This window comes from Nocardia tengchongensis (assembly GCF_054781395.1).
In genome coordinates this window covers 849401-861680 of the sequence record NZ_BAAGUM010000006.1, presented here as the reverse complement: position 1 = coordinate 861680, position 12280 = coordinate 849401, and the positions used below count along the sequence as shown (strand labels likewise).

Genomic DNA, 12280 nt, shown 5'->3' with positions numbered 1-12280 from the left:
TCGGGGCTCACGGGATTTTCCTCCGGGTCGGAGTCGTGGCGGGGGAGTCGTTCTTGGCGGCACGTGGTTCCGGGTTGGCCAGGGCGTGCTTCCACAGGTGCATGGTGAGGTAGGACCGCCAGGGCGCCCAGCGGGCGGTCGCGGTGAGATCCACGCCGAGCAGGCTCGCGCCGCGGCGTACGACCAGGTCGGAGGGTAGTAGAACGTCCGGGTCGGCGAGTAGTCGCATGGTGACGTAGTCGGCGGTCCACGGCCCGACGCCGTCGAGGGCGAGCAGGTCGCGGCGGAGTTCGGTGGCGGTGCGGCCGGAGTGCAGCACCAGGTCGCCGGCGGCGAGGGCCTTGGCCGCCCCGACGATGGCGTCGATCCGCCGGCCGGGGCCGGTGAGCACCTCGGAGCCGTGTTCGGCGATGGCCTCGGCGGTGGGGAACAGGTGCGGGATGGGCCCGTCGATGGGCTCGCCCAGCTGCTGCACCAGTCGCGCGGTATGCGTATTGGCGGCCGCTACGGAGATCTGCTGCCCGATCATGGTGCGCAGCAACAGTTCCGGGCCGTCCAGGCAGCCGGGGACGCGGATGCCCGCGGGCAGCACGATGCCGTTCGCCGGCTGCGCGGAGCCGTTCGCGGGCAGCACGCCGCCGTTCGCGGGCAGCGGGAAATCACTACGGGACTGCGCGCCACCTTTCGTGGCCGCGCTGCCGCCGGCGCGCTGTGTGCTGCCGGCAGGATCCGCTTCCTCCCATGCATCGCTGGATAGGCCCACGCGCAGCGGCATTCCCGCCATTCCCGCCGTCAGCGCCTCGTCGATGCCGACGGGGTCGGCGTCGAGGTCGAGGAAGTGCCGGATCCGGGCCACGGTCGGCGCGAGATCCCGCATGTCCTGCAGAGACAGCGCGGCTCGCACGTGCCCCGGCTGGATCGACAGCCGAATGGTGGTGTGACCGTGCGGGGTTCGCAGGCTGCGGGTGTAGATCCCGTTCTCGTACAGCTCCAGTCCGGGGACGGCGTGTGCCGCGAGGAACCATTCCAGCCACGTCCGGTCGAGGGGTTCGCGGTAGGGCAGTCGCAGGGTGAGCAGGCCGTTGGTGGCGGGGAGGGTGTCGCCGTTGCGGCGTCGGGATTCCTCGCGCAGGGCGGTGGGGCTGACCGCGAACACCTCGCGCACGGTGTCGTTGAACTGCCGGATGCTGGCGAATCCGGCCGCGAACGCGATGTCGGACATGGGCAGCCGGGTGGTCTGGATCAGCAGCCGCGCGGTGTGGGCGCGGTGGGCGCGCGCCAAAGCCAGTGGGCCCGCGCCGAGTTCACCGGTGAGTACCCGGGTGAGCTGGCGCTGCGAGTATCCGAGGGCGTTGGCGAGGGCGGGCACGCCGCCGCGTTCGATGACGCCGTCGCCGATCAGCCGCATGGCGCGCGAGGCCAGGTCGGCGCGGGTGTTCCAGAGGGGTGACCCGGGTGCGGCGTCGGGCAGGCAGCGGCGGCAGGCGCGGAACCCGCCCTGCTGGGCGGCGGCCGCGGTGGGCAGGAAGGTGACGTTTGCCCGTTTGGGGGTGATGGCCGGACAGGAAGGGCGGCAATAGATTCCGGTGGTGCGTACCGCGGTCACGAAATGCCCGTCGAATCGGGCATCCCGGGTCGCCACGGCGCGGTAGCAACGCTCGAAATCCAAGTCGTTCGCACTCACGCATACCACCATGGCAGCCCGGGCCCGCCCGCGCTAGCGGGAATCGGCCATGACCGTCGGCGGAAAAACGCCACCCGAGGTCAGCAGCAGCGGTTCGCCGGATTCTTGTCGGCGGCGGCGTGCCGTTCGCGCCAGTAATCCCGCTCGGTGGGAATCGCGCAGCCGGGGTGGTGCAGGCGCTGATGCTGCACGTAGCGGGCGTAGTCGTTGCCGCCGAGGATCGAGTTGAACCACCAGGCAACGGCTTTCACGGCCCGGACGAGGGCGAGCCCCGCCCGCCGCAGCGAACCTGCGGTGGACGGGGCGTCGGTGGTGTTCATCGGCGGGTCAATGCCCCGCGACCGCGGCCGCGCCGGGTGTCCGGACCTTGCCTTCGGCGGCCAGGGTGTCCCATTCCTGCTGGACTTCCCGTTCGGCCTTGCTCGCGATGAAACCCTTGGGCCCGAAGAGCTTCGACGGGACCTCCGGCGTTTCGGTGGTCTCGCTGCCGCCCGAGCGGATGTTCTTGATGCACACCCACACGCCGACGACCGCCACGATCAGCACCATCGCCGCGAACACGATCGACAGCGTGCCCTGGATGAAGGTGTTGCGGATGATCTTGTCCATATTGCTGATCTGCAGGTTCAAGGCGTCGATGTCCTTGATGCCCTTCGGCAGCTGCCCGGAGTCGCGGGCCGCGATGTAGGCGTTCTGCTTGTCGATGGTGTTGTTGTGCAGCGTCCAGTAGCCGATCTTCGGGTCGCCGGAGAAGATCTTCTGGAACGAGGCGGTCATGGTGACGATCAGGTCCCAGACCAGCGGAATCGCCGGAATCCAGGCCCATTTCAGCAGGCCCTTCTTCACCACGATCACCAGCACCACGGTCAGCGCGATGGCGGCCAGCAGCTGGTTGGAGATGCCGAACAGCGGGTACAGCGTGTTGATGCCGCCCAGCGGATCGGTGACGCCCATCAGCAGCACCGAACCCCACGCGGCTACCACCAGCCCGGAGCAGATGAACACGCCCGGCCACCACGACGGGTCGCGGAACTTCTTGGCGAAGCCGCCCAGGTTGCCCAGCGAATCCGAGAGCATGAACCGGGCGACTCGGGTGCCGGCGTCGATCGTGGTGAGGATGAACAGCGCCTCGAACATGATCGCGAAGTGGTACCAGAACGCCTTGAGGCTGTTGCCGCCGATGAACTTGTGCATGATCTCGGTCATGCCGATGGCCAGGGTGGGCGCGCCACCGGTACGCGAGTAGACGCGGGCCTCACCGGTGCCCGAGGCGACGTCGTTGAGGTACTGCGCGTCGATCGGGTTTCCGCTGAGCCCCAGCTTGTTCACGCTGTCGGCGGCGGCCTGCGCGGAGGTCAGGTTGGGTGTGTTGATCGCGAAATACAGGTGCTGATCCAGGATCGACGCCGCGATGATCGCCATCACCGCGACGAACGACTCCATCAGCATGCCGCCGTAGCCGATCATCCGTGCCTGCGACTGCTTCTCCAGCAGCTTCGGCGTGGTGCCCGAGGACACCAGCGAGTGGAAGCCCGACAGCGCGCCGCACGCGATGGTGATGAACAGGAACGGGAACAGGCTGCCCGCGAACGACGGTCCGTTGGAGTTGCTCGCGAACTGGGAGACCGCGGGGGCCTTCAGCACCGGCATGGTGGCGAGCACGCCGAGGGCGAGCAGGCCGATGGTGCCGATCTTCATGAACGTCGACAGGTAGTCGCGCGGGGCGAGCAGCATCCACACCGGCAGCACCGAGGCGATGAAGCCGTAGACGATCAGCATCCAGGAGATGGTGGTGCCCGACAGGGTGAACAGGTCACGGCCCCAACCGGATCCGGCGACCCAGTTGCCGGAGATGATGGCCAGCATCAGCGCCGCGAAGCCGATGATCGACACCTCGCCGACCTTGCCGGGCCGCAGGAAGCGCAGGTACAAGCCCATGAACAGGGCGATCGGGATGGTCATCGCGATGGAGAACACACCCCACGGGCTGCCGCCCTCGAGCGCGTGGGTGACCGGGTTCTTGGTCGCAGCAAGGGCGTTCACGACGACGATGCCGAGCACGGCGAGCAGGATCATCATGATCACCAGCACCGCGACGATGGCCGCGACGCCGCCGACCACGCCGAGCTCATCGCGCGCCATCTGGCCCAGCGAGCGGCCGCGGCGCTTCACCGACGCCCACAGGACCAGGTAGTCCTGCACCGCTCCGGCCAGCACCACGCCGACGATGATCCAGATGGTGCCGGGTAGGTAGCCCATCTGTGCGGCGAGCACGGGGCCGACCAGCGGGCCCGCGCCGGCGATGGCGGCGAAGTGGTGGCCGAACAGGACCCGCCGGTCCATCGGCATGTAGTCCTTGCCGTTCTCCATCTCCTCTGCGGGAGTGGCGACGTCGTCGCGCGGCTTGGTGATCTTGTATTCGATGAGCCGGGCGTAGAACTGGTACGCGAGCACGTAGGTGCACAGCGCGGCGATGACGATCCACACCGCGTTCACGTTCTCGCCGCGCATGAACGCGAGGATGGCCCAGGCGATCGCGCCGACGACGGCGATGGCGAGGAAGATGCCCTTCTTCGCCGGTGACATGGGTGTCCGGTCCACGACACCCACCGGCGGCAGGTCGGGATCCGTCCGGAGGTATTCGATGGTCGCCATGCGCCAACTCTCCCGTGCGGTACAACGGTCACTGATTGAAATGGTCACAACGTAGCCCAACCGACACGCCTCTGAATCGGCTTTGACCAGCCGTTCATCTGCGAGTCGTACCGACGGGTACGGGTGGCCCGGGGGACGCTGTACCGGGCTCGACGGGGGTGCTGCGGTCCGGCGCGGTGCCCGCGAGTTCGCGTGTTCTCCACGTGTCGCGGGTTGCTCCCCGTATGCTGCCATGCTGGTTCGAGATCTACGTCACGGTGGTGGCATTAGTTCGTTTAGTTCACGGATATATCCTTCCGGCCGCCCCGTCCCCTTGTTTCGACTCGCCGCGCTCGACCCCGAGGAGACGCGATGCCGCAGCAGCCCCGCCCGGCGGACTCGCGGGAGATCGACGGTGCGCGCGGCGGATTCGACCGCCGCAGCCTGCTCCGCTCGGCCCTGTCGGCCGCGATGCTGGCGGCCGGGGGGTGCGCGGGCGGCGACGACGACGCGGTCACCTTCTTCTTCCAGGCGCGGCCCGAGGAGGCGCGGACCCGGCTGCGCATCATCGACGAATTCCAGCGGCGGCGACCCGATATCCGGATTCGCACCATCATGTCCGGTCCGGATCCCTTGCAGCAGATGCTCACCTACTGCGCCGGTGGCAAATGCCCGGACGTGCTGATGGCGTGGGAGCTGCTGTACGCGGGGCTCGCGGATCGGGGAGTGCTGGTCGACCTGCGTGAATTCCTGGACCGGGAACCGGATTACGCGGCGCGGCTGCGGGCGGACGGATACGCCACGCTGCGCGACACCTTCGTGTGGGGCGGCGGGCAGTACGCGCTGCCCGAGCAGTGGTCGGGGGTGTTCCTCTACTACAACCGGAATCTGTTCGCCGAGGCCGGGATCCAGCCGCCGGTGCGATGGTCACAGGCGTGGACGTTCGACGAGTTCCTGACGGCCGCGCGAGTGCTCACCCACCGCGACACCGATGGCCGCACCCGGCAGTGGGGGTTCGTGGACGCCTGGGTGCCGTACTTCTCGGCGGCCTGCTTCGGCATGAACAACGGCACCGAATGGTTCAGCCCGCCGGTGCGGCCGGAACACACCAACCTCGGTGATCCCGTGTTCGCGGCGGGCCTCCAGTTCTACGCCGACCTCGCCGTACGGCATCGGGTCGCGCCCAGCGTCGGTGACCGGCAGTCCGTTTCGGCGCAGGACCTGTTCCGCAGCGGGCGTGCCGCCATGCTGCTGGGCGGGCACTGGCTGTACTCGGAATTCACCGATCACGACGGTCTGGATTTCGACGTCACGGTGCTGCCGGTCGGCCCGCAAGGGGGACCGGGGGCGATCACGGATATCGGCAGTACGGGACTGGCGATCGCGGCGAGCAGTCCGCGCCGCGAACAGGCGTGGGAATTCGTGAAATTCGCGACCGGGCCGGAAGGGCAGGCCATCATCGCCGAATCCGGGCTGTTCGTGCCGGTGCTGCGGTCGGCGATGCGGTCGCCCGGGTTCGCCGCGGCGCATCCCAAGCTGCGGAATCTGGAGGTGTTCACCGAGGGGCCGGAGAATTCGCGGCCGCTGGCCGTGACGCCGTTGTGGGGCAAGGTGGAGGCGTTGCTGGAGCGAGGCTGCAATCGCGTGTTGCGGGGCGCCGCGACGGCCGACTCCCTGGGTGGGCAGACCAGCGACGATATCGACCAGCTGCTGCGGGCCGCGGTATGACCCGCTCGGCCCTGGAGCGACGCCGTGCGCGCGCCGGAAAACTGTTCGTGGCACCGAATCTGACCGCGATCCTGGTGTTTCTGCTGTTCCCGTTGGGCTTCTCGCTGTATCTGAGCTTCCACTCGTGGGATCTGTTCAGCCCGCCGCGCTTCGTCGGGATCGCGAACTATCGGCGGTTGTTCTCCGAGGACCCGCTGTTCTATATAGCGCTGCGTAACACGGCGATGTTCACGGTGCTCACCTTGGTGCCGACGGTCGTGATCAGCCTCGCCGTGGCGGGTCTGCTGAATCGAAAACTGCGTGCCGTCGGGATCTTCCGCACCATCGCCTTCCTCCCCTTGGTGGCGTCGACCGTGGCCATGGCGGTGGTTTTCCGTTTCATCTTCGCCAGCGACGACGGGTTGGCCAATATCCTGCTGGGCTGGGTCGGTCTCGGCCCGGTCCCGTGGCTGACCGATCCGCACTGGGCGATGGTCTCCCTGAGCCTGGTCACCGTCTGGAAGTCGGTCCCCTTCGCCACGGTCATCCTGCTGGCCGCCATGCAGGGTGTCCCCGAAAACCTGTACGAGGCTGCGCGAATCGACGGTGCGAGCGGTTTCCGCCGCTTCCACTCCATCACCATCCCCCTGATCCGGGGCGCCCTCTCCTTCGTCCTGGTCATCACGGTCATCAACTCCGTTCAAGCCTTCGACCAGGCGTACGCCCTCACCGGCAGCAACGGCGGCCCCGAAACCGGCACCTATGTCCTCGGGATCATGCTGTTCCAGAACGCCTTCCGCTTCTACGAGGTCGGCTACGCCTGCGCGCTGGCCTGGGTGATCTTCGCGATCCTGTTGGCCTTCACCTTGATCCACCAGTGGCTGTCCCGCCGTGCGGAGGTCGACCTGTGAAACGCCGCCTGATCACCGGTTTGCTCAGCTACCTGGCGCTCATCCTGGTGGCCTGGTGCGCCCTGACCCCGATCCTCTGGTCCGTCTCCGCCTCCTTGAAGTCCGACGGTGAACTCACCGACGCCACCCCGTTCCCCGCCCATCCCCAATGGTCCAACTACCGAGAAGCTTTCGCCTCGATCCCGCTGGGCCACATGCTCCTCAACACCGTCGTCTACGCCGCCTGCGTCACCGCCGGCCAAGTCTTCTTCTGCTCCCTGGCCGGCTACGCCTTCGCCCGCCTGACCTTCCCCGGCCGCGAAACCTTGTTCCTCGGCTACCTCGCCACCCTGATGGTCCCGCTGACCGTCACCGTCATCCCCCAATTCCTCCTGATGCGGGCCTTCGGCTGGATGGACACCCCCTGGTCCATGATCGTCCCCGGCCTCTTCGGCAGCGCCTTCGGCACCTACCTCATGCGCCAGTTCTTCCGCACCCTCCCAACAGAACTGGAGGAAGCCGCCACCCTCGACGGCTGCACCCCCTGGCAAACCTATTGGCGAGTCCTCCTCCCACACACCAAACCCGCCGTCATGGTCCTGGCGGTCCTCACCTGGATCACAGTCTGGAACGACTTCCTCTGGCCCCTGATCATGATCCAACGCAACGACTACGCCACCGCCACCCTCGGCCTGGTCCGCCTCCAAAGCCAATACTCCACCAACTGGCCCCTCCTCATGTCCGCAGCAACAGTCATCCTCCTCCCCCTCCTCCTCATCTACGCCGTCGCCCAACGAGCCTTCGTCCGAGGCATAGCCCTCTCCGGCCTCGGCGGCCGCTAGCCGCCGAGGCCACGCGCCGATTGTGTACTGGATGTGCCGGACTGGTGAGTTGAGGAGGTTGAAATAGGGTGAAGGAGCCCCGGCAGGTATAGTTATTCCTATACTTCGCCGGGTGGCAGACCAAGAGTGGGATATCTACGTGGTCGACGAGGTCCGTCAGTGGATCGCACAGTTGGAAGAACCCGACTATCGACGGGTGGTGCAGGCTATTGACCTATTGGCGGAGTTCGGCCCGGGCCTCGGGCGTCCGTTGGTAGACACCGTTGCGGGCTCGGCCATTCCGAATCTGAAGGAACTGCGGTCGGGCACAGTACGCATCCTGTTCGCCTTCGACCCGTGGCGGTCGTCGATCATGCTGGTAGCGGGCGACAAGCACAAGCGATGGCAGTCTTGGTATCGGGCGGCGATTCCACTGGCAGAGCAGCGATATGAGAGCTATCTGACGGAGCGACGGGAAGAGATGGAGGATCGCGGATGAGCGGGTACTCGAGGTGGCGGGACATCCGCGGAGAGTTCGTCGAACGGGCCGGCGGCGAAGACGCCGTTGCCGCGGGGAAAGAAGAACTGCTCGCGGAGATGATCGGTCATCGGCTAGCCGAGATTCGGCGCTCCAGGGGGATGACGCAGCAGCAGCTCGCCCAGCGGATGGGGGTGACAAAGGGGCGGATCTCCCAGATCGAGCAAGGAGACATCGCCGGCTACGAACTACTGGCACGGTACGCGGCCGCCCTTGGTGGCCGCCTGCACCAGTCCATCCACTTCGAGGACGGGGAGATTTCGGCTATCGCCTGAGCATCAGACATCGATGGACTTCAGTTGTAGCTGAATGTGAGGGAACCGACCTGATCCCAGACCTTCCATGCCCGAACGGCACATCTCCGCCGACCTGTACACGGAGTTGATCACGCGCAGCTGGACCGAGCTACTCGACTCGGCGAGCCCGTGACGCCGGACGCAGATGCCGGTGACCTTGCCGAGTTCTAGGTGGCTAGGCGGTCTTTCAGGGCCTGGGTGATTGCGGCGCGGAGGGGGTCGTGTTGGGGGCCGAGGTGGTGTTCAGGGGATTGGCGGGTTGGGCCGTAGAGGTGGATGGGGCCGGTGCGGAGGTGGTCGGGTTCCCAGAGGTAGCGGGGGTGGATGTGGGCGTGGAGGTGGGGCCAGCTGTTGCCCAGGACTTCGTAGTTGATGCGCCAGAAGGCGGGGTCGGTTGTGCGGCAGGCTTGTTCGACGGCTTCGCCCAGGAGGATCAGGTCGTGCATGAAGGCCAGGCGGGCGGGGCGGGGGAGGTCGGATAGGTGGTCGGCGGTGCCGTCGTGGATCAGGAGGCAGTAGCCGGGGAGGTGTTGGTTGGAGCCGATTACTGCCCAGCCCGTTTGCATGCGGGCGAGGACGTCGGGGTTGGTGCCCTGGCGGGCTGCGCCGATGGAGTCGACGCGGTAGTCGATGGGGGCGGGGTCGGAGTTCGGCATGAGGGTCCCAGTTCTGGTGGGGGACAGAGCGACTGATCGATCCCGGTCAGTTGGGGAGATTTGTCTCGGCAGGACCAGGAGTTGACGTTTTCGGGCTTCGGCTGGAAATCCTTCCAGCGGTCTCGGGTGGCCAGGTCGGGGAAGGCGCCGAGGAAGTCGGCCTTCCACTCGCTGCTGGTGACGTAGTTCTGGATGTCGTCGGCCGGCTTCTTGCAGTCGGGGCGGTGGGACTTGTTGATGCCGACGCCGCAAAGCTCAGGTCTTGATCCGATCATCCCTCGAGCTCGATAACCGCACGGTCGGTTGGGGAGATCGAAATCGACAGCGGGGGAGGAATTTTCCAGAATGAGACCGTTTATCCGGTCCGGGCTTCACTCAGGGTCGGCGCGTCGGCTATGTGTCGGCTATCGGGGATTGAATAATGCCGTGAATGGGCGTGATCCAGTGGAATCGTCGGTCGGTGCTGGCTTCGATGGCCCTGCTGCCCTTGGCGGCGGGCGGGCGAGCGCCGGTCGCGCGGGCGGCGGCGGCGACGCGGTACACGATGACCGCGTTCACCAATGACAGTGATACCGAGCTGCGCGTCTACGAATCCGAGGACGCGACGAACTTCGGGTTGCTGCGGGCCGGGGCCTATCGGCCGCCTGCCGGGCTGGTGCGGGACCCCAGCCTGATGCGGCACACCGACGGCGCGTACTACATCACCTACACCACCGCCGGGGACGGGCACACCATCGGATTCGCGCGCAGCACCGATCGGGTCAATTGGACGCACCTGTCCGACTACCCGGTGCCGGTACCCAAAGCCGAAGCCGCTTGGGCGCCGAAATGGTTCACCTGCATCTCCGGCTTCGTCGGGGTGCTGGTTTCCATCTCGCAGGGCCACGGCTTCACCCCCTACCTGATGATCGCCGCCGACCCGGCCCGGCCGATCTGGAGCCCGCCGATTCCCCTGATCGGGGTCGGTCCGCAGCAGCCGGGGCATCTCGGATTCATCGACACCACCGTCATTCCGTACGCCGGAAACTACTACGCGTTCGCCAAGAACGAATCCACCAAGTTCATCGAGCTCGCCGTCGCGTCCGGGCCGTTCGGGCCGTACCGGTTCATCAACACCGGCGACTGGGCCGGGTGGGGCGCGCCCCGCGAAGGGCAGTGCGTGATCGCGCTGCCGGACGGTGGCCATCGGATCTACTTCGACGCGTACACCGACGCGCAGTACTTCTACAGCGACAGCGTCGACGGCTTCCGCACCTGGACCGCACCCGTCCAGCTACCGGAATTGTCCGGAACCGTCCGGCACGTCACGGTGCTGTCCGAACAGATCGGCGCCCGATAGCTCACGACGCGGTCGCGGCCGCGTAGCGGCGGGCGAGCGTGCGGATATGGGTCACGAGTTCGGGTGGGCTGTCCACCCGGAAGTCCATCATCAGCATGCTCAGGTAGATGGCGATGGTTTCGAGCCGGTCCGCGCCGGTCAGCAGCAGGCATGAGGCGTCGTCGACCGGCTCGACCACGCCAACCGTGGGATTGATCCGGGCGATGACCGTTTCGGCGGGGGCCAGGACGGTGACCCGGGCATGGACTTGCCAACCGGTGGAAGCTATTTCACGCAGGACGAAGGCGACCAGATCGGTGTCGGGCAGGGACCGTGGCGCGAAATGACGAGTGCCGGGCGAGATTTCGATGATCGACGCCACCGGTAGAGCACGCCAGGTGTGCGATTCGAGCGAGTAGGCGACCAGATACCAGCGGCGTTGCCAGCTGATGAGTCGGTACGGCTCCACTTCGGCGTCGTCGGCGCGCAGGGTGGTGGTGGCGCGGATGGCGGTGGCCAGGGTGGCGAGGGTTTCGGCGGGCACGGGCGCGTCCGGTTCCCGGGAGCCGGTGACGGCCGGGCCGATATCGGTGACCGCGCGCAGGGCGGTCACCTTGCGTTGCAGGCGTTTCGGCAGAATGCGGTCGAGTTTCGATTGGGCGCGTTCGAGATTGGCCTGGATATCGGTGATGCCGGTGCTGCCGTCGGCGGCCACGTTCATGGCCACCGCCACCGCGACGGCCTCGTCATCGTCGAGCAGCAGCGGCGGCATGGTGGCGCCCTGGCCGAGGCGGTAGCCGCCGACCGGACCCCGCGCGGCGTGCACGGGATAGCCGAGATCGCGGAGCCGGGCGATGTCCTGACGCAGGGTGCGGTCGGTGACATCCATGCGTTCGGCCAGGTCACGGCCGGTGCGAGTGCCTTCCTGGAGGAGCGTCAGCAGGCGGAGCAAACGGGTTGTGGGGGAGGTCACGAAAAGTCCCTTCGCTCGGCCAGGTTGATTAGGAACAAATCTAGCCTAATCAGGTCATACCTTTGTCTCAACGGATCGAAACGACCTGAGAGGCAAGAACAATGAACGCCACCCCGCAGACCGACAACTCGCCCGCCGCCCTCCTGGCCCCCGTGTGGCGCGACGTGCTCGCCGCCTCCCACCGCGCACTCGCCGACGCCGTCGCCGGGGTGGCCCCGGACCAGTGGGACAACCCCACGCCCTGCTCGGAATGGACTGTCACCCAGGTGGTTCAGCACGCCGCGGGCGACCAGCTGGCCTACGCCAAGTTCCTCGGCATCGGCGACGGCCCCGCCTACAACCCCTTCGAACCGTCCGGCAGCATCGACGGCGGCGCGACCGAATTGGTTTCCGCCGCAGTCGAACCCACCGCCACCGCCTGGGCCACCGTCACCGACGGCACCGACACCGTCCCCACCCCGCTGCCGCACGGCGAACTCCCCACCCCGGTCGCGGCCGTCATGTGCGCGCTCGACGCCGCCGTCCACGCCTGGGACATTGCCGTCGGCACCGGACAGCCCTCGCCCCTCACCGACGAGCTGGCCGGCCACCTGCTCACCGCCGCCCGCGGCCTCATCGAGCCGCTGCGCGACTACGGAGTCTTCGCCGCCGTCGTCACCGAGGTGCCCGCCACCGCCACCCCGGTGGTGGCCGAGCTGCTGGCCTACCTCGGCCGCGACCCGCGGGTCTGACCGGCTCGGGCCCGGACCTGCGGTGACGGTGG

Annotated in this window: 12 protein-coding genes; 7 read left to right on the top strand and 5 right to left on the bottom strand. The window is 67.3% G+C overall.

What is annotated here, in order from left to right; translation table 11 throughout:
• Positions 1 to 7: 7 nt before the first annotated feature.
• The 3 genes from ACYVKL_RS15030 to ACYVKL_RS15020 all read right to left on the bottom strand — a co-directional run bounded on the left by ACYVKL_RS15030 (position 8) and on the right by ACYVKL_RS15020 (position 4339).
• Positions 8 to 1696 (bottom strand): DNA-3-methyladenine glycosylase 2 family protein, encoded by a 1689-nt coding sequence (locus tag ACYVKL_RS15030; RefSeq protein WP_379163581.1) that lies wholly within the window; start codon positions 1694 to 1696, stop codon positions 8 to 10.
• A 68-nt stretch (positions 1697 to 1764) separates the two neighbouring features.
• Positions 1765 to 2004, bottom strand: coding sequence for a YbdD/YjiX family protein (locus ACYVKL_RS15025; protein ID WP_379163578.1), 240 nt, complete (start codon positions 2002 to 2004; stop codon positions 1765 to 1767).
• Between the two features lie 7 nt (positions 2005 to 2011).
• On the bottom strand, positions 2012 to 4339 hold the full coding sequence (locus ACYVKL_RS15020; protein WP_379163574.1) for a carbon starvation CstA family protein: 2328 nt from the start codon (positions 4337 to 4339) through the stop codon (positions 2012 to 2014).
• A gap of 351 nt (positions 4340 to 4690) precedes the next feature.
• Here ACYVKL_RS15020 and ACYVKL_RS15015 point away from each other — a divergent pair, with 351 nt between their 5' ends.
• From ACYVKL_RS15015 to ACYVKL_RS14995, 5 genes are all read left to right on the top strand, one after another.
• Positions 4691 to 6046, top strand: a complete 1356-nt coding sequence (locus ACYVKL_RS15015; RefSeq protein ID WP_379163571.1) for an ABC transporter substrate-binding protein — start codon at positions 4691 to 4693, stop codon at positions 6044 to 6046.
• Complete coding sequence (locus tag ACYVKL_RS15010) at positions 6043 to 6936, top strand: carbohydrate ABC transporter permease (protein WP_357191234.1); 894 nt, start codon at positions 6043 to 6045, stop codon at positions 6934 to 6936. The genes ACYVKL_RS15015 and ACYVKL_RS15010 overlap by 4 nt, the downstream gene beginning before the upstream one ends.
• Positions 6933 to 7757, top strand: a complete 825-nt coding sequence (locus tag ACYVKL_RS15005) for a carbohydrate ABC transporter permease (RefSeq protein WP_379163567.1) — start codon at positions 6933 to 6935, stop codon at positions 7755 to 7757. Before ACYVKL_RS15010 ends, ACYVKL_RS15005 begins: the two co-directional genes overlap by 4 nt.
• Before the next feature lie 112 nt (positions 7758 to 7869).
• Entirely contained in the window at positions 7870 to 8235 is a 366-nt protein-coding gene (locus ACYVKL_RS15000; protein WP_357191238.1) for a type II toxin-antitoxin system RelE/ParE family toxin, read from the top strand.
• Positions 8232 to 8549: a helix-turn-helix domain-containing protein gene (locus tag ACYVKL_RS14995; RefSeq protein ID WP_357191239.1), complete on the top strand. Its 318-nt coding sequence runs from the start codon at positions 8232 to 8234 to the stop codon at positions 8547 to 8549. Before ACYVKL_RS15000 ends, ACYVKL_RS14995 begins: the two co-directional genes overlap by 4 nt.
• A gap of 188 nt (positions 8550 to 8737) precedes the next feature.
• Here the strand turns inward: ACYVKL_RS14995 and ACYVKL_RS14990 are convergent, their stop codons facing one another.
• On the bottom strand, positions 8738 to 9226 hold the full coding sequence (locus ACYVKL_RS14990; RefSeq protein WP_379163562.1) for an HIT family protein: 489 nt from the start codon (positions 9224 to 9226) through the stop codon (positions 8738 to 8740).
• Positions 9227 to 9656: 430 nt separating this feature from the next.
• Here ACYVKL_RS14990 and ACYVKL_RS14985 point away from each other — a divergent pair, with 430 nt between their 5' ends.
• A complete protein-coding gene (locus ACYVKL_RS14985) occupies positions 9657 to 10565 on the top strand; it encodes a family 43 glycosylhydrolase (protein WP_379163559.1) in 909 nt (302 codons plus the stop codon).
• Position 10566: 1 nt separating this feature from the next.
• Here ACYVKL_RS14985 and ACYVKL_RS14980 read toward each other — a convergent pair whose 3' ends face one another.
• Entirely contained in the window at positions 10567 to 11517 is a 951-nt protein-coding gene (locus ACYVKL_RS14980; protein ID WP_379163556.1) for a helix-turn-helix transcriptional regulator, read from the bottom strand.
• Positions 11518 to 11618: 101 nt separating this feature from the next.
• On the opposite strand from ACYVKL_RS14980, the gene ACYVKL_RS14975 reads away from it, so the two are divergent.
• The gene (locus ACYVKL_RS14975; RefSeq protein ID WP_379163554.1) at positions 11619 to 12248 is read left to right on the top strand and encodes a TIGR03086 family metal-binding protein; all 630 of its coding nucleotides are present in this window, start codon (positions 11619 to 11621) and stop codon (positions 12246 to 12248) included.
• The last annotated feature ends 32 nt before the right edge of the window (positions 12249 to 12280 follow it).